This window comes from Actinacidiphila cocklensis, from assembly GCF_907177275.1.
Lineage (GTDB): Bacteria > Actinomycetota > Actinomycetes > Streptomycetales > Streptomycetaceae > Actinacidiphila > Actinacidiphila cocklensis.
This window is the reverse complement of sequence record NZ_CAJSLV010000076.1, coordinates 1-21,322: the sequence shown is the minus strand read 5'-3', so window position 1 is coordinate 21,322 and position 21,322 is coordinate 1. Positions and strand designations below refer to the sequence as shown.

Here is a 21,322-nt window from a genome sequence, read left to right as displayed (position 1 = left end):
CGGCCGCCACGGCCCCCGCGCGGATGCGCCCGCGCGGGGGCCGTGGCGAGATGGGTACATGGCGAAGCAGACCGTGGCCGAGCAGTTCATCGACATCCTGGTGCGCGCGGGCGTGCAGCGGCTCTACGGGGTGGTGGGCGACAGCCTGAACCCGGTGGTGGACGCCGTCCGCCGCAACCGCTCGCTCGAATGGGTGCACGTCAGGCACGAGGAGACGGCGGCCTTCGCGGCGGGCGCCGAGGCCCAGCTGACCGGGCGGCTCGCCGCCTGCGCCGGCTCCTGCGGCCCGGGCAACCTGCATCTGATCAACGGCCTGTTCGACGCCCACCGCTCGATGGCCCCGGTGCTCGCGCTCGCCTCGCACATCCCCAGCAGCGAGATCGGCACCAGCTACTTCCAGGAGACGCACCCCGACCGGCTGTTCACGGAGTGCAGCCACTACAGCGAGCTGATCTCCAGCGCCCAGCAGATGCCGCGGGTGCTGCAGACCGCGATCCAGCACGCGGTGGGCCGCGGCGGGGTCTCGGTGATCACCCTGCCGGGCGACATCGCCGCGCACCCGGCGCCGCAGCGCAGCATCGAGCACGCGCTGGTGACCCGCAGGCCGTCGGTCAGGCCGGGCGACGCGGAGATCGACGCCCTGGCCCGGCTGGTGGACGGCGCCCGCCGCGTCACCCTCTTCTGCGGCAGCGGCACCGCGGGCGCCCACGACGAGGTGATGGCCTTCGCCGAGCGGGTCAAGTCGCCGGTGGGGCACGCGCTGCGCGGCAAGGAGTGGATCCAGTTCGACAACCCCTACGACGTGGGCATGAGCGGACTGCTGGGCTACGGGGCGGCGTACGAGGCGATGCACGAGTGCGACCTGCTGCTCCTGCTGGGCACCGACTTCCCCTACAACGCCTTCCTGCCGGACGACGTGACCATCGTGCAGGTCGACGTCCGCCCCGAACACCTCGGCCGGCGGTCGACGTTGGACCTGGCGGTGTGGGGCGACGTGGCGGAGACGCTGCGCTGCCTGACCCCGAAGGTGCGGGAGAAGTCCGACCGGCGCTTCCTGGACCGGATGCTGAAGAAGCACAGCGACGCGCTGGAGGGCGTCGTCAAGGCCTACACCCGCAAGGTCGACAAGCACGTGCCGATCCACCCGGAGTACGTGGCCTCGGTGCTGGACGAGGAGGCCGCGGACGACGCGGTCTTCACCGTCGACACCGGGATGTGCAACGTGTGGGCGGCCCGCTATCTGACGCCCAACGGCCGCCGCCGGGTGATCGGCTCGTTCACCCACGGCTCGATGGCCAACGCGCTGCCGCAGGCGATCGGCGCGCAGTTCCTGGACCGGCGGCGGCAGGTGGTGTCGATGTCGGGCGACGGCGGATTCAGCATGCTGATGGGCGACTTCCTCACCCTGGTGCAGTACGACCTGCCGGTGAAGGTGGTGCTGTTCAACAACTCCTCACTCGGCATGGTCGAGTTGGAGATGATGGTCGAGGGCCTGCCGGCGTACGGAACCACCAACCACAACCCGGACTTCGCGGCGGTGGCCCGCGCGGCGGGGGCGTACGGGGTGCGGGTGGAGAAGCCCAAGGAGCTGCGCTCGGCGCTCAGGGACGCCTTCCGGCACAAGGGTCCCGCGCTGGTCGACGTGGTCACCGACCCGCATGCGCTGTCCCTCCCGCCGAAGATCACCGGTGAGCAGATCGGCGGCTTCGCGCTGTCGGTCGGCAAGGTGGTGCTGGACGGCGGTGTCGGCCGGATGGTGCAGATGGCCCGCGCCAACCTGCGCAATGTGCCGCGCCCGTAGGGTCGTTCACGGGCGCGGCACACTGCGTGCGGGCTGCGGTCAGCCGGTGATCAGCCGGTGATCAGCCGGTGATCAGGTCGAACTCCTCCCAGGGGCCGATCGCGGTGCGGTTGGCGATCAGCGCCGAGCTGCCGCCGTTCTCCGCGGTCACGTAGTTGTTGTTGACCCGCGCCTTGAGGCTGACGCTGCCGTCACCGTTGTGGATCAGCTGGAACTGCTCCCAGGTGCCGACCGCGTCGACCTTGGCCAGCAGGGGTGCGGCGCCGGCGTTGTCGGCGGTGACGTACTTGTTGTTGGCGTGGGCGCGCAGCGCGATGTAGCCGCCGCCCTGGTCGATCTCGTCGAACTGCTCCCACGGCCCGATCGCGGTGCGGTTGGCGATCAGCGGCGCCGCGCCCGCGTTGTCCGCGGTGACGTAGTCGCCGTTGGCGTGCGCCCGCAGCGAGATCACCGTGCCGTTGCCGGGGTTGGTGCCGCCGCCGTCAAGCCCGACCTGGACGTTGCCCAGGTGCCGGGCCGCGGTCGCGGGGGATCCGCCGACCTGGGCGTAGGGCAGCGAGGAGGTCGGTGCGGACGTCCGCTCCACCAGGTAGGACTGCCCGGAGGAGACGGGCACGTTGATCGTGCCCGCGGTGGTGGACGCCACCACGACCGCGCCGGACGAGCCGTTGACGACCTGGACGGCCTGGCCCGGCCAGGGGTTGCGCACGCGCATGGTCTGCGACGACCCGGCCTGGATGGCGACCGTGACCGGGGTGCCGCCCTGCACCTGCACATCGACCTTGGTGTTGCCCTGCACCGACACGGTGCCGGCGGCGTCCCAGCCGGACGGCCAGGCCGGTGCGATCCGCAGCAGCCCGTCGTAGTCCTGCACCAGCGCCTCGTTCAGTGCCGTGGCCACGCCCGACATCTGCTCGATGTAGCCCTCGGTGCCGACGCTGTTGCCGAGGTCGGCCAGGCCGTTGATGTAGACCTGGTGTCCCTGGGTGATGGACACCAGCTTGGCCGCGACCTCACTGGCGAGCCCGAGCCTGGCCGCGTCGATCGCGTCCATGCTCCAGTCGTTGCCGCCGGTCACCGGACGGTGGTTGTACGTGCGCACGCCGAGGTCGTGCAGCGCGCCCGGGTCGTCGGTGATCAGGTTGTACGGCCATACCGGTTCGAGGCCGATGTTCTCGCTGTTCCTGATCTGCGCGGTCGGCTGGTAGGAGTCCGCGATCATGTTGTTGTTCTGCGCGTCCGAGGATGGCGGCAGCACCTGGGTGCGGCCGTAGTCCGTACGCGCCCACGGCGGTATCTGGCCCTGTGCGGTGGTCAGTTGGTTGATCAGCGTGGTGTCGCCCGTGTTCAGCAACTGGGCTGCCTTGACCACCACGGGGAAGAGAGCCGCGTCCGCCGCCAGGTCGGTGGTCGGGTCCTGCACCGCCCACTGCGTCTCGTGCGCGTTGGCGACCGCGTGCAGCTTCCCGTCCGAGCCGACCTTCTGGTAGGCCAGCAGGAAGATCGCGGAGTCCTTCATCAGCGGGTAGTACGTGCGCAGGAAGTTCAGGTCACCGGTGTCCTGGTACTGCTGCCACACGTAGAGGCTGATCTCGGCGCCCGAGGTGATGTCCAGCGCGTTCCAGTTGGGGCTGCCGGGCTGGCTGCAGGCCCCGTTGGCCCCGGGGTTGGGGTCGCCGCCGTTGCCGTTGAAGCGCATGACCTCGGGCACGCAGGCGCCGGGCAGGCCGCCCATCTGCTGCTTGGTCCAGGCCTCGATGGCGGCCAGGTTGTTCTGGTAGAGGCTGAAGATCGGGATGTTCAGCGCGAAGTTGCCCGACGACATGTTGGCCGATATCTGGGTGCGCAGATTCCACAGCCAGGTCGCGGACGGCGTCCAGTTCTGGTGGTCCTGGCCGAAGTTGAACATGTCGGCGACGCCCGCCTGGCTGCCCGGGATGGTGCCGCGCATGGAGGCGGCCTCCATGAACAGGTAGATGGTGCGCAGCGTCTCCATGTACTGGGCCTGCCCGTCGGCCGAGTTGGCCTCCAGGATGCCGCTGTTCGCCCAGAAGTTGGCCCACCAGGACTGCTGGGTGCCCAGCAGCGAGGACTCCGCGGCGGTCGCGTCGGAGCCGAGCAGGCCCGACGCGGTGCTGCCGGCGTTGCCGCCCGTCCAGGTGGGTGCGCCGGCGATCACCCGGTAGGAACCGTCGGTGTTCGGGCTGAAGTCGACCTTCACCTGGGTGCTGTTGACCACCTGGGCCGACACGTTGCGGCCGCCCGCGGACAGCGCTGCCAGCGAGCCGAAGGTGCGGCCGGACGCGCCGGCCTCCTGGTTGTCCACCCAGGTCTCGGCCAGGGTGCCGATCGAACCCGACACGGCTGCCTGCGGGTTGCGGCCCGACCACAGGCTGACCGTCGCGGACTGGGCCGTGTCGGGGTCGGCGCCGGTCACGTCGACGATCAGCTCGTCCTTGGTGGCCGACACCCACGCCTTGAGCGTCATACCGCCGCCGGTCTCGGTGAGCACCCCGGTGTACAGGTCGAGGGTGCCGTGGAAGTCGGCGGCGCCGGTGAGCTTGGACAGGCCGGGGATCTGCACCTGTCCCGGGGACTTGCGGCCCGGCAGGGTGTCGGCCCGGTTGAGCTGCGCGGTGAAGCCGCCGGCGGCCCAGGCCGCGACGCCGAGCGAGCCGTTGCCGAGCGGCAGCGACTGCGCCGCCTGGTTGTTGGGTGCGCCGAGCACGATGTCGGAACGGCGGACGACATTGGGGGTGTCGACGTGGAAGCTGCCGTTCTGCCACGCGGTGGTCGCGGTCGCCGCATTCGCGGTCGGCGCGACGGCGGGTACGAGCAGCCCGGCCGCGAGCAGTGCGGTCGTAGCCACGGCTGATGGTCGGATCATTCGGCGTCTGCCGAAAGTGTGGGGCTTTCGGTTCACGAGTGGGTCCTCCTGAGGCAACAGGACGTGTGGCACAGGCGCAACATCCGAGAAACACAGGGGATGAATGGGCCACACAGTGGCGGCAGGGGAGGGCCGTGTCAAGGCTTCCACCCGTCATACATCGGACCTATATGCGGTCCGGCGGTAATGTGCCGTTCACCCGGCGACACCGAGGGCGGCGTACGACGGTGGCCGCAGCCGTCCGAAGGACTGGCACCGGGCACCGATGGGCATGCCTTACGACAGGGGGGATCGGTCCGGACCAGAACGGGGGAGGCCCACGGACACTACGGGGAATCGCTTACGGTACGCGGTGGCGCGCGCGGATCTGCGCGCCGTCGCGGACACCCGCAGACGGCTGCGGGACCAACTGCGGCAGTGGGGGGTGCCGGCGCTCGCCGACACCGCGGAACTGCTCGCCACCGAGATCGTCACCAACGCGCTCCAGCACACCGGCGGCGGCGCGGTCCTGACCGCGACGCTCTCGCAGGGACCGGCGCGGCGGCTGCGGGTCGAAGTGCACGACACCCTGGCCAGGCGCCCGCCGCCGCGTCCGCAGGGCGCGGTGCCCCCCGCGGACGACGCCACCTCGGGCCGCGGACTGCTGCTCGTCGAGGCGCTCGCCGACACGTGGGGCATCCAGGCGCGCGGCGCAGGCAAGACGGTGTGGTTCGAACTCGGCGCCAGGGCCGCGTGACGCCCGACCCGGGGTCCGTACGGGCGGCGGCCGCACCGCCCGGGAAGCAGCGAGCCGCGTACGGGCGACCCATGCCCGTACGCGGCTGCGTGCTGCGGTGAACGGAAGTCCGGTCAGCCGAACTGCCGCTCCATCTCCTCCAGTTTGCGCTCCAGCGAGTCGAGCCGCGGCAGCGTCATGGTGTCGTCCTCCGCCGTCAGGTCGATCGCGAAGGGCGCCGCACCCGCCGTCGACGGCTGCGCCTCCTCACGCACCGGCTGCAGCGCGGGCCGGGAGCGCACCGGCAGCTCCGCGGACGGGAGTTCCGCCGCGGTTCCTATGGCAGGCTCCGATGCGGCCTGGCCGCCTGCCGCGCTCGCCGCGGGCAGCTCCACCTGCCGGCCGCCCCTGCCGCCGCGCGGCCAGGGCCTGTTCGACCGGTTCAGCGCCTTGATCTTGGCGCGCTCCAGCCGCTCGTGGTCGCGCTGCCGCAGCTCCTTGTGCTCGCGCTGCCGCTTGTCCTCGCGGACCTCCTCGACCGCCTCGTCCAGCGACCGCACGCCTTCGAGCAGCATCAGCGACCAGGCGGCGAAGGTCTCGCGCGGAGCCCGCAGCCAGCGCACCATCCGGATCTGCGGCAACGGGCGCGGCACCAGGCCCTGTTCGCGCAGCGCCGCCCGGCGGGTCTGCTTCAGCGCCCGGTCGAAGAGCACCGCGGCCGACAGCGACATCCCGGCGAAGAACTGCGGAGCACCGGCATGGTCCACCCCGCGCGGCGCGTGCACCCAGTTGAACCAGGCCGCGGCGCCGGCGAACAGCCACACCAGCATGCGCGAACCGAGCGCCGCGTCACCGTGGCTGGCCTCCCTGACGGCCAGCACCGAGCAGAACATCGCCGCCCCGTCCAGGCCGAACGGCACCAGGTACTCCCAGCCGCCGGTCAGGTTCAGGTTCTCCCGACCGAAGCCGACAAGGCCGTGGAAGGACAGTGCGGCGGCCACCGCGGCGCAGCAGAACAGCAGCACGTACGACGCGCTGCCGTAGATCGCCTCCTTGCGGCGGCGGCGCTCCTCGCTGCGCTCCCACGAGTCGGCGGGGGCGTTCTTGTCCGTGGTCGGACGGCGGCTGCGGAACACGACGGCACAGGCCGCGAGCACGACCAGGCCGACGATGCCCGAGAGCACCCAGTCCAGTGATATGTCTCTCATGTGCGTTTCCTCGTGTCGCTTCCGTCGCGCTCGGGCCGCGGGACGGCTTACGGCCGACATCTTTGCGAAGAGCGCGGGTGAGTGCAGACGTTATGGCACAAGAGTCCCGCCAATGATGACTTTGGTCGAACTCGCGTGCCACAACCGCTGAGTTGAGCGAAAGCGTAGCGTGATCGATCACGCGACCGACGCGCGGCGCCTGATTCGGTCGGTCCCGGTCCCGCGCGGGCAGGTCGCACAGGTCCGCTCCGGGCTGACGGTGTAGAACAGGCAGCACGTCAGGCGGTCGCGGGAACAGCCGCCCTCCGCCGCGTCGGGAGTGCGATGTGCCTGGTCGGCGCCGCGGAAGTGGGCGCCGCCTGCGTAGGGGGCGGTGCCGCCCGGCAGCAGCGCCGTCAGGTCGGCGACCGCACGCTCCTCACGGCCCATCAGGCGGCCGACGTACCAGAGGCCTTCGGTGATCTCGTCGGTCGCCATTCCCCACAGGGCGTGCGGCCCGCGCCGCAGCCGGGGCCGGAACGCGTCGAGCACCGGCGCCAGATGCTCGGCGATCGCCGCCCGCAGTTCGTCGCGCAGCGCCGCCTCGGTGGGCAGCACCCGGGCGCCGGGCAGCGCCGCTGCCGGGTCGTCCGGCAGGCAGCCGAAGGAGCGGGTGCGTACGGTCATCCGGCCGGACGCGCGGTGGAAGGACACGTCGGCCACCGGCAGCCGCGGCACCCGGCGGTGCAGGAACCACGGCACCGTGAAGAGCAGGCACGCGGGCCAGGCGTAGCGGTGCAGGGCCAGAGCCGCGGCGACGTCGGGCCGCGGGGCGCGGCCGTGGTCCCTGGCGATCTGCTCGGCGTCCCACCCGGCGAAGGCGTCCAGGACCGTACCGCCCGCCGCGAGCTGCTCCGCGCTGACCCAGCCGGCACCGGACCGCGGCTCGCCCTCGGTCACCCGCAGGCCGGGGAACGCGGCCGAGAGGCGGGCGTAGGCGGGGGTGGTCACGGGCATGCGGGAACCGTCCGATACAGGGCCGGGGATCACCGGGGGAGGTAAGCCTTACCTTAACGTGTACGGGCGGAGGCTAAGCTCACCGCAATACGCCGGGCGGGTGACCGCCTGGCCCGTGAGCGGTTCCGACCGAGGTGAGAGGGGGTGGCGACCGATGGAATCCGTCGCGCCCGCGCAGGCCGGCCGGGCGCCGTTGCCCGCGCCGCGCCGGATGCCGGAACGGCACTCGGTACGCGACCAGGTCCTCGCCGAGCTGCGGGACGCGCTGCTCGCCGGCGAGCTGCCACCCGGCTCCGTCCACTCGGGACCCGCCCTCGCCGCGCGCTACGGGGTGTCCGCGACACCCGTGCGCGAGGCGATGCAGCTGCTGGCCAAGGAGGGTGCGGTGGAGGTGCTGCCGAACCGCGGCTTCCGGGTGGTCTGCTACGGGGAGCGCGAACTCGCGCAGATCGCGGAGGTGCGGATGCTGGTGGAGGTGCCGGTCGTGATCGGGCTGGCCCGATCACTTCCCACCTCGCGGTGGGAGGAGCTGCGGCCGGCGGCCGAGGCCGGGGTGGCCGCGGCGGCGGCCGGCTCCCGGGCGGGCTACGCGGAGGCGGACCGCGCGTTTCACCGGGCGCTGCTCGGACTCGGGGGGAACCCCCACGTTGTCGCTGTCGCGGACGATCTGCATCGGCGGGCGCAGTGGCCCACCGCGGGGCCTGTGCAGGCCCCGCGCCCGAGCCTTTCCGCGCATGCGGCGCACCACGCCGTGCTCCTCGCTGCGCTTGGCGGGGGCGGGGGTGCGGAACCCCTCCTCCGCGCCCACCTCGCCTCCTGCCCCTGACGGGCAGCGCCCGTCCCTGCCCCTTGCGGTGCGCTGCCTGCCTGCGGCGCGGTGGTGGTTGCGCGCGCAGTTCCCGGAACTGCGCGCGCAACCACACGCCGGGGGAAAGAAGCCGTGCCGCCGCGAGGGGCAGTCAGCCCAGGCGCGCCGCCTGGAGTGGACCCGCCCCGGAGGGGCTAGGTCGGGAAGGACGGGGCCAGCCAGGTGGGGATCGCGCCGAGGAGGGTGAAGAGGCGGGCCGCCTCCGCGCGCAGCGGGGTCGCCTCGTCGTCGGAGGAGACCTCGGCCAGGGCGAGCAGCGCGGGCGCCGTGCCGACCAGGTGGCCGAGGGAGACCCGCAGCCGGAGGGACTCCGCGAAACCGTGCCGGGCCTCGGCCAGGTCACCGTCGGCCGCGGCCAGCCCGGCCAGATGCCGCCACGTGAAGGACGTGAGGAAGGCGTCCCCGTGCGCCACCGCGCCTGCGTGCGCCCGCCGGTAGGCGGCCCGCGCGGCCGCCGGGTTCTCGGCGATGTTCTCGGCGACGAGCCCGCGCCTGAAGTCCAGCAGCGGCCGTCCGGGCGACCCGGGCGACAGCAGCGCGGCGCTGCGGCCGAACGCGGAGCGCGCCTCGTCGGCCCGGTCCCGTACGGAGTGCAGCGTCGCGCCGTACGCCAGGAAGCCGCGCTCGGAAGCCGCGGCCCCGCGCTCCTCGTCGGTGCCCGCGACCGCCTCCGCGACCCGCAGCGCGTCCTCCGCCTCCGCCCACCCGTCGAGGTGGTAGAAGCAGCCCTCGATGAGGAGCTCCGCCCGCCGCAGCGCGGCCCCCGGGTCGTCGGCGCAGTGCGGCGCCAGCAGCGCCGCCGCCTCCGCCCAGCAGCCGCGTGCCCGCAGCCGCCATACGTCCGGTACCCCGACCACAGATTCCGACAGGGCGGTTTCCGCCACAGCTTCTCCCCCAAGCGCGTCGTCGAGCCAGTGCGAAGTGCGTGCCGTTCAGATGCGGACGGGGTCCGGCGCGGGCCGGTATCGGGTGCACATGTCCGGCAGTTGTCCGCGTGCCTGCCGGTGGCGGAAGTTCAACATGCGCCGGGGCCTCCCGCCAAGGGGCTGGAGATCACATCTTGTGAACGGGATCACTAACTCATCCGCAGCGCCAGGAAGAAGTCCAGCTTGTCCTCGAGTCGGGCCAGGTCACGGCCCGTCAGCTGCTCGATCCTGCTGATCCGGTACCGCAGGGTGTTCACGTGCAAGTGCAGCCGGCTCGCGCACCGGGTCCAGGAACCGTCGCAGTCGAGGAAGGCCTCCAGGGTCGGGATGAGTTCCGAGCGGTGCCTGCGGTCGTAGGCGCGCAGCGGGTCCAGCAGCCGGGCGGTGAAGGCGCGGCGGACGTCGTCGGGCACGAACGGCAGCAGCAGGACGTGCGAGGCCAGCTCCTCGTGGCCAGCGACGCACACCCTGCCCGGGCGGGCGGCGGCGACCCGGCGGGCGTGCCGGGCCTCCTCCAGGGCGCCGCGCAGGCCCTCGGGGGAGTGGACGGCGGCGCTGACGCCGACGGTGAGCCGGCCGTCGTCGCCCAGGCCCCGGCTCAGCGGCCCGCGCAGCAGGCCGAGCAGCGCCTCGGCGTGCAGCGGTTCGGGGGCGGCCCCTGTCATGCCGGGGCCGGGGCCGGACCAGGCGTCGGCGCCCGACCCGGGGACGGGTGCGCCGGCGGTCAGCGGCACCAGCGCCATCGCCTTGTCCTCGACGTGCGCCACGGCGATCCGGTCGGTCCCGTCGCCGCCCTGCGCGGCCCGGTCGGCCAGCACCTCTTCGAGCAGCGCCTGTGCCGCCGGCCCCGCGGGCACCTCGCCGCCCGCCCACTCGACCTTGGCGATCACGATCTGCCAGTGCGGTTCGCCGCCCGCCCCCGGCACCAGCACGGGTGCGGCGGCCCGCAGCCGCGCCCCGACCTCGGCGGGTGCGGCGCCGCCCCTGACCAGGTCGAAGACCTCGCCGGCCAGGCGCCGCCTGACCGCGCGTGCCGCGTCCCTGCGGTCCCGCTCGACCGCGATGAGCTGGGTGACCCCCTGCAGCAGGTCGAGCCGTTCGGCCGGCCACTCCCCGGCGTCCGCCTCGACGGCCAGGAACCAGTCGGACAGCACCCGGGAGCGCACGTCGGCCCCGCCGGCCCCGGCCCGTACCGGGAACAGCGAGTACGTACGCCCCTGCACCGCGATCCGGTACGGCCCCGGGCGGGCGGTGCGGGCCGCGGCCTGCTGGGCGCCGGCCAGCTCCGCGCGTACGGGGGCGGGCAGCGGGTGGCCCGCGCCGCCGATCTCCCGTCCGGTGGACGACAGCACCCACGCGCGCAGGTCCAGGTCGGTGCCGAGCAGGTCGAGCACCGCGTCCGGGCCGCCGCCCGCGGGGCCCGACGACATCAGCCGCCGGTGCCGTTCGACGACCGCCGCCAGGTCGCCGGCCCGCTCGCCCGAGACCTGCCGGACGACGTATTCGGTGATGTCCGCGAAGGCGACCCGCTCGTCCACCGCGAACAGCGGCAGCCGGTGCCGGGCGCAGGCTGCCACCAGGTCGTTGGGGATCGCGCCCAGTTCGGCCTCGCCCGCCGCGAGCCCGGCGACGCCCGCGGCGGCCAGCAGCGTTACGAAGTCGTCGCTGTCGGCCGCGGTACGCCGCCAGGCCAGGCCGGTCAGCACCAGCTCGCCGCCGGTGAGGTAGCGGCTCGGGTCGCGCAGGTCGGTGGTCATCACCCCGCGGACCGGTCGGTCCAGCTCCGCCTCGCCGCCGAGCAGCTGCAGGCCGAGAGCTTCGGTGTCGAGGAGCGCGCGCAGCCGCATCGTGGTCGCCTTGTCCTGTCGTGCCATTGCCGGGTCGTTGCCTGGCCGGAGCCGTACGTGGCCAGTGGGAAACCGTGAGGTTTCCCCACCGTCTCTTTCAGAGGAATCTACAAGACCCGGCTGTTGGCCAGCTCAGCGCTTCATGGTTTCGGTGACTGCACCCGGACGGCCCAGCCGCCGTGTACTGGCCTCACGCAGTGTGTAAAGGACATGGACAGCCCCGGTCGTACTCCCGCTCGCCCCCGGACCCGGAGAAGAGACAGCCCATGGAATTCCTGCGCCCCGCCAGCTGGCAGGAGGCGCTCGCCGCCAAGGCGGAGCACCCCACGGCCTTGCCCATCGCGGGCGGCACCGACGTGATGGTCGAGATCAACTTCGACCACCGCAGGCCGGACCACCTGCTGGACCTCAACCGCATCGGCGAGCTGGAGGAGTGGGAGACCGGCACGGACACCGTACGCCTGGGCGCCTCGGTCCCCTACGCGCGGATCATGTCCGGGCTGCGCGCGGAACTGCCCGGTCTCGCGCTGGCGAGCCACACCGTGGCCTCCCCGCAGATCCGCAACCGCGGCGGCGTCGGAGGCAACCTCGGCACCGCCTCGCCGGCCGGCGACGCCCACCCGGCGCTGCTCGCCGGCGGCGGCGCGGTCGAGGCCGAGTCGGTACGCGGCAGCCGGCTGATCCCGATCGACGACTTCTACACCGGGGTCAAGCGCAACGCGCTGGCGCCCGACGAGCTGATCAGGGCCGTGCACCTGAAGAAGGCCACAGGTCCGCAGCAATTCTCCAAGGTCGGCACCCGCAACGCGATGGTGATCGCGGTGTGCGCCTTCGGCATCGCGCTGCACCCTGACACCCGCACCGTCCGCACCGGCATCGGCTCGGCCGCCCCCACCCCGATCAGGGCCGGGACCGCCGAGGAGTTCCTGACCGCGGCCCTCGACGAGGGCGGCCTGTGGGACAGCCGCAAGCCCGTACCGCCCGCGGTGGCGGGGCAGTTCGCCGCTCTGGTGGCCGGCGCCGCCAACCCGATCGACGACGTCCGCGGCACCGCGGCCTACCGCCGCCACGCGCTGGGCGTGATGGCGCGCAGGACGTTGGGCTGGACGTGGGAGCAGTACCGAGCTGAGGGCTGACGTACGAGCACGCGCAGTGGCCGGCGGAGGAACGAGGCCGTCCGCGGAGGGTGTGAGCAGGAGGACCGACCACAGGATCGAGGGCTGACGCACGAGCACGCGCAGTGGCCGGCCGAGGAACGAGGCCGTCCGCGGAGGGTGTGAGCAGGAGGACCGACCACAAGATCGAGCAGGGGAGCGCGTCATGCGCGTGAGCTTCACCGTCAACGGGCGGCAGCAGGAGGCCGACGACGTATGGGAGGGCGAGAGCCTGCTGTACGTGCTGCGGGAGCGGATGGGGCTGCCGGGCTCCAAGAACGCCTGTGAACAGGGCGAGTGCGGGTCGTGCACGGTACGGCTGGACGGGGTGCCGGTGTGCTCGTGCCTGGTCGCCGCGGGGCAGGTGCAGGGCCGGCGGGTCGACACCGTCGAGGGCCTGGCCGGCGCGGACGGCGAACTGTCGCCGATCCAGCAGGCGTTCGTGGACGCCGGCGCCGTCCAGTGCGGCTTCTGCACCCCGGGCCTGCTGGTCGCGGCCGACGAGCTGCTCGAACACAACCCGTCGCCCAGCGACGGCGACATCCGCGAGGCGCTGTCGGGCAACCTGTGCCGCTGCACCGGCTACGAGACGATCCTCGACGCGGTCCGCCTGGCGGCCGCCCGTACCGGACAGGCGGTGTGAGCGCGATGGGCATCACCCGGACCCCCACCAGCCTCACCCAGTCCTCCGCCACCCGGGGCGGCATCGGCGAGTCCACGCTGCGGCCCGACGGCACCCTCAAGGTCACCGGCGAGTTCGCGTACTCCTCCGACCTGTGGCACGAGGACATGCTGTGGGGCTACACGCTGCGCAGCACCGTCGCGCACGCCGCCATCGTGTCCATCGACACCGGTGAGGCGCTGGCCACCCCCGGCGTCTACGCGGTGCTGACCTACGACGACCTGCCCACCGAGGTCAAGCACTACGGCCTGGAGATCAGGGACACCCCGGTGCTCGCGCACGGCAAGGTCCGCCACCACGGCGAGCCGGTCGCGCTGGTCGCCGCCGACCATCCGGAGACCGCCCGCAGGGCCGCCGCCAAGATCCGCGTCGAGTACGAGCCGCTGCCCGTCATCACCGACGAGGCCTCGGCGACCGCGCCGGACGCGGTCCTGGTGCACGAGGGCCGCGACGACCACCACATCGGCCATGTCCCGCACCCCAACATCGTGCACCGCCAGCCCGTCGTCCGCGGCGACGCGGCCGCGGCGGCCGCGCGCGCCGACGTGGTCGTCAGCGGCGAGTACGTCTTCGGCATGCAGGACCAGGCCTTCCTCGGCCCCGAGTCGGGGCTCGCGGTGCCCGCTGAGGACGGCGGAGTCGACCTCTACGTGGCCACCCAGTGGCTGCACTCCGACCTGGGGCAGATCGCCCCGGTGCTCGGACTGCCCGAGCGCAAGGTCCGGATGACGCTGTCCGGCGTCGGCGGGGCCTTCGGTGGCCGGGAGGACCTGTCGATGCAGATCCACGGCTGCCTGCTGGCGCTGCGCACCGGCAAACCGGTCAAGATCGTCTACAACCGCTTCGAGTCCTTCTTCGGCCACGTCCACCGCCACCCGGCCAGGCTCTGGTACGAGCACGGCGCCACCCGCGACGGCCGGCTGACCCATGTGCGGTGCCGCATCGTGCTGGACGGCGGCGCCTACGCCTCCTCCTCGCCCGCCGTGGTCGGCAACGCCGCGTCGCTGTCGATCGGCCCCTACGTGGTGGACGACGTCGACGTCGAGGCGCTGGCCCTCTACACCAACAACCCGCCCTGCGGGGCGATGCGCGGCTTCGGCGCCGTCCAGGCGTGCTTCGCCTACGAGGCCCAGATGGACCGGGTCGCCGCCGAACTGGGCATGGACCCGGTCGAGTTCCGGCAGATCAACGCCATGGAGCAGGGCGCGGTGATGCCCACCGGCCAGACCGTCGACTCGCCCGCGCCCGTCGCGGAACTGCTGCGCCGGGTCAAGTCCCGCCCGCTGCCGCCGGAACGGCAGTGGGAGACCACCGAGGGGGCCGACGTCCGGGCGCTGCCCGGGGGCCTGTCCAACACCACCCACGGCGAGGGCGTCGTCCGGGGTGTCGGCTACGCGGTCGGCATCAAGAACGTCGGCTTCTCCGAGGGCTTCGACGACTACTCCACCGCGCGGGTGCGGATGCAGGCCATCAACGGCGAGGCCGTCGCGACCGTGCACACCGCGATGGCCGAGGTCGGCCAGGGCGGTGTCACCGTGCACGCGCAGATCGCCCGCAGCGAGCTGGGCGTCACCCAGGTCACCATCCAGCCCGCCGACACGCAGGTGGGGTCCGCAGGGTCCACCTCCGCCTCCCGGCAGACGTACATGACCGGCGGCGCGGTCAAGAACACCTGCGAGGCCGTCCGCGCGAAGGTCCTCGACCTCGGCCGCCGCAAGTTCGGCACCTACCACCCCGCGTGGGCCACCGCGGAACTGCTGCTGGAGGACGGCAAGGTGGTCACCGACGGCGGCGAGGTGCTGGCCGGCATCGCCGAGGTGCTGGACGACGAGGTCGTCGACCTGGAGCTGGAGTTCAGGCACCGGCCGACCCAGGCCTTCGATTTGCGCACCGGCCAGGGCAACGGCCATGTGCAGTACAGCTTCGCCGCCCACCGCGCGGTCGTCGAGGTCGACACGGAACTGGGCCTGGTCAAGGTCGTCGAACTGGCCTGCGCCCAGGACGTCGGCAAGGCCCTCAACCCGCTGTCGGTCGTCGGCCAGATCCAGGGCGGCACCACCCAGGGGCTCGGGGTGGCCGTGATGGAGGAGATCGTCGTCGACCCCGTGACCGCGCTGGTGCGCAACCCGTCCTTCACCGACTACCTGATCCCCACGATCCTCGACACGCCGACCATCCCGGTCGACGTGCTCGAACTCGCCGACGCACAGGCCCCGTACGGGCTGCGCGGCGTCGGCGAGGCACCCACCCTGTCGTCCACGCCGGCGGTGCTCGCCGCCATCCGGCAGGCGACAGGGCTCGCGCTGAACCGGACCCCGGTACGCCCGGAGCACCTCACCGGCCCGTAGCCGCGCGAGCGCGCAAGGCAACCGTTCGTCTCGGGCCGTCCCCCGGGTCGTGCCGGCCACGCAGATCCCAAATCCCGTCCGTACCCGCTGACCGCCGTGTTCACCGTCTACTTCGCCCTGCACCCCATCGAAGGCAGGCTCGGGGTCAAGTGACCGCCGGACCGCGAGAACCGAGGAGCTGAGCGCCATGCTGGACATCGCCGACGACCTGCACCGCTGGTGCGACCGGGGCCGGCCGTTCGCCGTCGCGACCGTGGTCGCGACCGGCGGCAGCGCCCCGCGCCACGCCGGTGCGGCGCTGGCCGTCGACGCGGACGGCGCCGTCGTCGGCAGCGTGTCCGGCGGGTGCGTGGAGGGCGCGGTCTACGAGCTGTGCCAGGAGGTGCTGGCCGCCGGTGACACGGCCCTGCCGGTGCTCCAGCACTTCGGCTACTCCGACGAGGACGCCTTCGCCGTCGGCCTGACCTGCGGCGGCGAGATCGACGTCCTCGTCCAGCGGATCGCCCCGGCCGCCTCCCCGCAGATCGCCGCCGCGCTGGCCGCGGCCGCCGCCGGGGAGGCGGCCGCGGTCGCCAGGATCACCGCAGGCCCCGCCCACCTGCTCGGCCGGGCACTGCTGGTACGGCCGGAGGGCGCGCACCAGGGCACCCTCGGCGACCCGGTGCGGGACGCCACCGCCGCCGCGCAGGCCCGGGCGGTGCTCGCCGCGGGCCGCACCGCACCGGTGGAGATGGGCGCCGACGGCAGCCGCTGCGGCGAGCCGCTGACGCTGCTGGTCGAGACGAGCGTGCCGCCGCCGCGGATGCTGGTCTTCGGCGCCATCGACTTCGCGGCGGCCCTGGTACGGGCCGGCGCCTTCCTCGGCTACCGGGTGGCCATCTGCGACGCCCGCCCGGTCTTCGCCACCCCGCGCCGCTTCCCCGAGGCCGCCGAGGTCGTCGTGGACTGGCCGCACCGCTACCTCGCCGCGGAGGCGGACGCCGGGCGGCTCGACGCCAGGACGGTCGTGTGCGTCCTCACCCACGACGCCAAGTTCGACGTCCCGCTGCTCGAACTCGCGCTGCGCCTGCCCATCGCCTACGTCGGCGCGATGGGCTCCCCGCGCACCCATCACGACCGGCTCGGCCGGTTGCGCGAAGCCGGCCTGCTCGAAGGCGAGCTCGCCCACCTGCACTCGCCGATCGGGCTCGACCTCGGCGCGCGCACGCCGGAGGAGACGGCGCTCTCGATCGCCGCGGAGATCATCGCGCACCGCAACGGTGGTTCGGGCATGCCCTTGAAGGGCGCCCACACCCCCATCCACCCGGACCTCCCCCCGGTGGGGACCCGCTGACTGCCGTGACGTACCGGGAGTCCGCCGCGGCGAAGGTGCGGTGGGAAGATGACGGCTTCGACCCTCCTGAGAGGCCGTCCTCGTGCCCACGCCTGCCGACCACCTCGCACTGGCGCGTGCCGAGAGCGACAGCTCCGTCCTGCAGCGCCTGGCACGGTGTCCGTACCCCTTCGTCTGGCACGCCCTGGCCGCCAATCCCCACACCCCGCCCGAAGCCCTCCAGGCGCTGAGCACGGCCCGAGACAGCGTCTGGAACGACAACAGGCTTCTCCGCCTGCTGGCAGAACATCCCGGCGCGAACCCCGTCGTTCTTCGAGCTGTCCTCGACTCCGTGGCAGCCAAGCTCGACGAGGGCGAACGGCCCTACGCCGCCGTGCTCGCCCTGGCGGACCGGCTGGAACTGGAGGCGGACGAGGTGAGGAGGCTCGGAACCCTCCGCGGGGCGTCTGCCCGACTACGCCGCCTGCTCGACCTGCGGCTGAGCGCCCGCATCTGAGTCACCTCGACAGCAGACACCGACGACGCCGAGCACGCCGTGACGGCACCTTTCCGCGCGGCCTGCCGTTCCGCCCGGCGCACGTCATCCTGCGCCACCGATCAGCAACCGACCGATCAGCAACCGACCCATCAGCAACCGACCCATCAGCAACCGACCCATCGGCGACCGCACGCCGCGTCGGCCGCCGAACGGGCGAGCCGCCGGCCCTCGGCCGCATCCGCGGGGAACTGCGCGCGCAACCCACCGCCGGGGGGAAGCGACCGCCCACCGCCAGTGGCAATTACCCAGCCCCCGGCGGGGGGAGCTGGGGGACCGGCTGGATCACGTGGCGGCGGGAGAGTTCGCGGCGCCACGCGGCGACTTCCGCCGCGTCCGCGTGGCGGGGGTTCCAGAGGGACACCACCGTGGTGTCGGCCAGTTCGTGGTGGACGCCGCGGAGGTCCCGCAGCACCCACACCGTGCCGTGGCGGGGCCTGACCGGGAGGCCGGCGACGGGGCCGCGCGGCAGGTCTGCCTGCCAGACGAGGGCGCGGGTGAGTTGCGCGAGGGCCGGCTCGTCGAGGAATTCGGCGGCCCATTCGGCCGCCGGGGTGCCGCGGTCGCCGTGCAGCCGCTCGGCGAGGGTGCCGCGGTGGGCGGCGACCTGGTCGCGCAGGTGGGTGAGCTGTGCGCGGAGGGCCGCGTACTGCACGGGATTCCGGCGCCGCACGTGCGGCGGAACCCCCGGCCGCACGCGGCCCTTGGCGGCGCGGAAGCCGAGGGTGACGGCGCCGTCGGGGTGGACGGCGAAGACCGCGGTGTAGGCGCCCAGCGGGTGCCGCAGGGCCTTGCTCTCCCAGCCGGGCGGGAAGCGCCGCACCACGTTGAGCTGTTCCGCGGCCAGCGCCACCGTCTGCACCGGGTGCCCGGTGATCACCCGCCGGTGCACGCCCGTGCCGGGCTCGCCGCCGAGCGCGCCCAGGGCTGCGAGGCCTGAGCGCAGAAGGAAGGCCGCCTCCTCGGCGGAGTGGTCGCTGAGGTACTGCAGCGACAGCCCCAGTTCGATGAGGGCTTTGTGCCGTCCCGACAGGCATGCGGCCCAGGCCAGCGCGCCCAGCAGCCGCAGCGAGCGGCCGCCCGGCACCCCGGGGTGAGCGGCCCGGTCGGGGCAGTCCTCAGGGAGCCCGCGGGCGGCGGCGAGCAGTGCGGGCAGCGCGCGGATGGCGGTCGAGGACCTCATCAAGTGTTCGCGGACCGTGCCGAGCCAGCGGTAGTCGGGGCGCACGTCGAGGTCCTGGGTGCACAGCCGCAGCAGTTGGACGACCCCCGGGTCGTACAGGCGCGGGCCGAGCCCGCAGCGGGCCGCGACCGCGTACGGGTCGCCGGGGGGCAGCAGGGTGTCGGCCTCCGGGTCGGCGCCCAGCAGGTCCCGCAGCCGGGCGGTGATGCGCTCCCGGCCCGGGAGCGGGCGGCCCGTGCCGTGGTGCGGGGCGCAGAGTTCCAGTGCGCTGCGGACGGGGCCGAGCAGGGGGCGGCGCGCGTCGGCGGGCAGTTCTGCCAGGGCGGCCAGCGGCAGTTGCAGGGCGCGTTCGCCGCCGGTGCCCCAGGCCGTCGCGGCGAGGTCGGGCGGGCGGGTGACGGCGAGCCGCAGCATTTCCGCGACTTCCCCGGCGGACCAGCCGCAGTGCACCGACGTGAGCGCCTTGGCGGCCCACCACTCCTGGTCGTGGCAGCTCAGGGCGCGTCGGTCCTGCTGGAGCCGCAGGGCGAGGGCGCGCCGTTCCGCGGCGGGCAGCGCGGCGACGGCGGCGCCGCTGTGCGGGGCGCGTATCGCGTCGGGGTCCGTGGCCTCCGACAGCCTGCCGGGGAAGGCGTGCGCGTCCTGCCGCCCCGCCTCTTCCAGTGCGGTCGGCGGGAGGCCGCGACTGCCGGCCTCCTTTCCGCCGCGCCGGAGCAACCGCCGCCACCAGCCCATCCCGTCCCCCTCGCCGGTCGTGCGGACCGTGACTGTCCGCATCGGCCCCTACCGTAGGGGCCATGGCCACCACCCCGCCGCTGAGCGACCGCACCCTCAACCGCACCCTGCTGGAGCGGCAACTCCTGCTGGATCACGTCGAGATGGGCGTCACCGACGCAGTCGCGCATCTCATGGGCCTGCAGTCACAGACACCCACCTCCCCCTATCCGGGGCTGTGGACGCGGCTGTCCGGGTTCGAGTTCGGCGAGTTGGGCGCGGGGCTGACCGAACGGCGGCTCGTGCGGCTGGTGCTGATGCGCAGCACCGTGCATCTGGTGACGGCGGCGGACGCGCTGCGGTTGCGGCACTGGATCGGCCCGATGCTGGAGCGGTCCTTCCGCAGCTCCCAGTGGGCCGCGGGGGCGGCGCCCGCCGACCGGGACGCGGTCGTGGACCACGCCCGCGGGCTGCTGCGCGAACAGCCTCGTACGCCGGCGGAGTTGCGGGCCGCGTTCGCCGACCGGTTCCCCGACGCCGACCCCGCCTCGCTGGTCAACGCGGTGCGGTCCTGGGTGCCGCTGGCGCAACTGCCGCCGCGCGGGGTGTGGGGCGCGGGCGGGCAGCCGGTGTACGGGCTGCTGGAGGACTGGCTCTGCGAACCGCTCAGCGCGCCCGACCCCGAGGACCTGGTCCGCCGCTACCTGGCGGCCTACGGCCCGGCGAGCCCCGCCGACATGCAGAAGTGGTCGGGCCTGACCGGGCTGAGGGAGGTCTTCAAGCGGATGGACCTGCCGGCGTACCGGACCGAGGACGGCCGGGCCCTGTACGACCTGCCGGGCGCGCGGCTGGCCGACGCCGACCTGCCGGTGCCGGCCCGTTTCGTCGCCGACTTCGACAACCTCGTGCTGTCGCACGCGGACCGGACCCGTATCGTCCCCGAGACGTACCGCTCCCGGGTGATGACCGTCAACGGCATCGTGCGCGGCACGATCCTGGTCGACGGATTCGTCGCCGGCACCTGGCGCTTCGACCGGGCCAAGGGCGCGGCGGCCGTCGCCGTCACGCACTTCGTTCCGCTGGGCGCCGCGGACCGGGCGGCGCTCAGCGCGGACGGCATGCGGCTGCTGGCCGCCGCGGACCCGGGCGCCGCGCACGACGTGACCTTCACCGCGGGCTGAGTCAGCGGTCCGGGGTCAGCGGTCCGGGGTCAGCGGGCCGCCTCGAAGGCCCGCCCGGCGGGCGTCTCCACGGCGCCGCTGCGGAAAAGGCCGCTGCTCGGCTTGCTGTCGTCGGCGCCGAGGCCGAACCACGCGTACCGCTGGAGGTACGGCAGCCCGTCCAGCATCTTCGCCGCCGACGTGACGAAGGCGGCCTGCTGCTGGTCGGTGGGGAAGCGGGTGCCGCCTGAGAAGTCGATCAGCGCGAACTCCGTCAGCCAGATCGGCTTGTGGTAGCGGTTGTAGACCGCCTGGAGGTACGACTTGAGCTGCGCCACCGCGTTCGGCGTGCTGAAGTCGCCGCCGTACCAGTGCAGCGCGATGAAGTCGACGCGGTAGCCCTTGGCCTTCGCGCCCGACATGAAGCGGTCGAGCCAGCCGCCGGCGGTGTCACCGCCGTAGGCGACCGCGGGGCTGCCCAGCACCTTGCCGGCCGCCTCCAGCTTCGGCCACAGCGAGAGCGCCTGGTCCACCGTCATGTTCGACTGCGCCGACATGTCGGGCTCGTTGAAGCCCAGCAGGTACGGTCCCGCCTGCTTCGCCTGCGCCAGCGCGCCGGTGCTCGCGCTCGCGCTGCCCCAGATCATCGGCACGAAGCCGGGGCCGCTGACCCCGCTGTGGGTGGTCGACCAGGTGTAGTACCAGGCGGCACCCGACTTGCCGAGCGCGGAGTTCACGCCGTTGAAGCTCCACACCCCGACGCCCTTGCGGGCCGAGGTGGCCGGGGCCGCGGGCGGCGCCGGCTCGACGGGGGCGCGGGTGGCGGGCGGCCTCGTGGTGGTCGCCGAGGCCGCCGGCCTGGGGGAGGCCGTCGACGGGCTCGGCGAGGCGGTGGTGGCCGGCGGCGGCGTGGTGGCGCTCGGGGCGGCGGTGGTGGCGGGACGGGTGGTGGCGGCGGCGACCGC

The 21,322-nt window shown here is 73.5% G+C and carries 16 protein-coding genes and 1 pseudogene; 10 read left to right on the top strand and 7 right to left on the bottom strand.

Features of this window, described 5'->3' with window-relative positions; all coding sequences use genetic code 11:
• Window positions 1–58 precede the first annotated feature (58 nt).
• Window positions 59–1,801 (top strand): pyruvate dehydrogenase, encoded by a 1,743-nt coding sequence (locus NFU81_RS28000; protein WP_251495581.1) that lies wholly within the window; start codon window positions 59–61, stop codon window positions 1,799–1,801.
• 61 nt (window positions 1,802–1,862) lie between these two features.
• Here the strand turns inward: NFU81_RS28000 and NFU81_RS27995 are convergent, their stop codons facing one another.
• A complete protein-coding gene (locus NFU81_RS27995) occupies window positions 1,863–4,670 on the bottom strand; it encodes a fascin domain-containing protein (protein ID WP_251495579.1) in 2,808 nt (935 codons plus the stop codon).
• Between the two features lie 370 nt (window positions 4,671–5,040).
• Here NFU81_RS27995 and NFU81_RS27990 point away from each other — a divergent pair, with 370 nt between their 5' ends.
• Window positions 5,041–5,424 (top strand): ATP-binding protein, encoded by a 384-nt coding sequence (locus NFU81_RS27990; RefSeq protein ID WP_308208329.1) that lies wholly within the window; start codon window positions 5,041–5,043, stop codon window positions 5,422–5,424.
• 113 nt (window positions 5,425–5,537) lie between these two features.
• Here the strand turns inward: NFU81_RS27990 and NFU81_RS27985 are convergent, their stop codons facing one another.
• Together NFU81_RS27985 and NFU81_RS27980 are read right to left on the bottom strand one after the other, a co-directional pair.
• Complete coding sequence (locus NFU81_RS27985) at window positions 5,538–6,611, bottom strand: DUF2637 domain-containing protein (protein ID WP_251495575.1); 1,074 nt, start codon at window positions 6,609–6,611, stop codon at window positions 5,538–5,540.
• Window positions 6,612–6,788: 177 nt separating this feature from the next.
• Window positions 6,789–7,607 carry a (2Fe-2S)-binding protein gene (locus NFU81_RS27980; RefSeq protein WP_251495567.1) on the bottom strand — a complete coding sequence of 273 codons (819 nt, stop codon included), beginning with the start codon at window positions 7,605–7,607 and terminating at the stop codon, window positions 6,789–6,791.
• Here NFU81_RS27980 and NFU81_RS27975 point away from each other — a divergent pair.
• Window positions 7,606–8,433 (top strand): GntR family transcriptional regulator, encoded by an 828-nt coding sequence (locus NFU81_RS27975; protein WP_422665307.1) that lies wholly within the window; start codon window positions 7,606–7,608, stop codon window positions 8,431–8,433. The genes NFU81_RS27980 and NFU81_RS27975 overlap by 2 nt on opposite strands.
• Before the next feature lie 176 nt (window positions 8,434–8,609).
• Here NFU81_RS27975 and NFU81_RS27970 read toward each other — a convergent pair whose 3' ends face one another.
• Together NFU81_RS27970 and NFU81_RS27965 are read right to left on the bottom strand one after the other, a co-directional pair.
• On the bottom strand, window positions 8,610–9,359 hold the full coding sequence (locus NFU81_RS27970; RefSeq protein WP_251495562.1) for a hypothetical protein: 750 nt from the start codon (window positions 9,357–9,359) through the stop codon (window positions 8,610–8,612).
• A gap of 191 nt (window positions 9,360–9,550) precedes the next feature.
• Complete coding sequence (locus NFU81_RS27965) at window positions 9,551–11,248, bottom strand: PucR family transcriptional regulator (protein ID WP_251495644.1); 1,698 nt, start codon at window positions 11,246–11,248, stop codon at window positions 9,551–9,553.
• 266 nt (window positions 11,249–11,514) lie between these two features.
• Here NFU81_RS27965 and NFU81_RS27960 point away from each other — a divergent pair, with 266 nt between their 5' ends.
• The 5 genes from NFU81_RS27960 (at window position 11,515) to NFU81_RS27940 (ending at window position 17,261) form a co-directional block, all read left to right on the top strand.
• Window positions 11,515–12,384 (top strand): FAD binding domain-containing protein, encoded by an 870-nt coding sequence (locus NFU81_RS27960; protein WP_251495559.1) that lies wholly within the window; start codon window positions 11,515–11,517, stop codon window positions 12,382–12,384.
• Between the two features lie 184 nt (window positions 12,385–12,568).
• On the top strand, window positions 12,569–13,045 hold the full coding sequence (locus NFU81_RS27955) for a (2Fe-2S)-binding protein (protein WP_251495556.1): 477 nt from the start codon (window positions 12,569–12,571) through the stop codon (window positions 13,043–13,045).
• Window positions 13,046–13,050: 5 nt separating this feature from the next.
• Complete coding sequence (gene pucD / locus NFU81_RS27950; protein WP_251495554.1) at window positions 13,051–15,432, top strand: xanthine dehydrogenase subunit D; 2,382 nt, start codon at window positions 13,051–13,053, stop codon at window positions 15,430–15,432.
• Between the two features lie 187 nt (window positions 15,433–15,619).
• Window positions 15,620–16,765, top strand: coding sequence for an XdhC family protein (locus NFU81_RS27945; RefSeq protein ID WP_251495551.1), 1,146 nt, complete (start codon window positions 15,620–15,622; stop codon window positions 16,763–16,765).
• A gap of 82 nt (window positions 16,766–16,847) precedes the next feature.
• Window positions 16,848–17,261 carry a hypothetical protein gene (locus tag NFU81_RS27940; protein ID WP_251495548.1) on the top strand — a complete coding sequence of 138 codons (414 nt, stop codon included), beginning with the start codon at window positions 16,848–16,850 and terminating at the stop codon, window positions 17,259–17,261.
• 283 nt (window positions 17,262–17,544) lie between these two features.
• Here NFU81_RS27940 and NFU81_RS27935 read toward each other — a convergent pair whose 3' ends face one another.
• The gene (locus NFU81_RS27935; protein ID WP_251495545.1) at window positions 17,545–19,260 is read right to left on the bottom strand and encodes a DUF4132 domain-containing protein; all 1,716 of its coding nucleotides are present in this window, start codon (window positions 19,258–19,260) and stop codon (window positions 17,545–17,547) included.
• Window positions 19,261–19,280: 20 nt separating this feature from the next.
• Here NFU81_RS27935 and NFU81_RS27930 point away from each other — a divergent pair, with 20 nt between their 5' ends.
• Entirely contained in the window at window positions 19,281–20,378 is a 1,098-nt protein-coding gene (locus tag NFU81_RS27930) for a winged helix DNA-binding domain-containing protein (protein WP_251495542.1), read from the top strand.
• 29 nt (window positions 20,379–20,407) lie between these two features.
• Here NFU81_RS27930 and NFU81_RS27925 read toward each other — a convergent pair whose 3' ends face one another.
• A complete protein-coding gene (locus NFU81_RS27925) occupies window positions 20,408–21,094 on the bottom strand; it encodes a glycoside hydrolase family protein (RefSeq protein ID WP_251495540.1) in 687 nt (228 codons plus the stop codon).
• Between the two features lie 4 nt (window positions 21,095–21,098).
• Here NFU81_RS27925 and NFU81_RS27920 point away from each other — a divergent pair.
• Window positions 21,099–21,322, top strand: a pseudogene (locus NFU81_RS27920) (DMT family transporter); the annotation flags it as partial.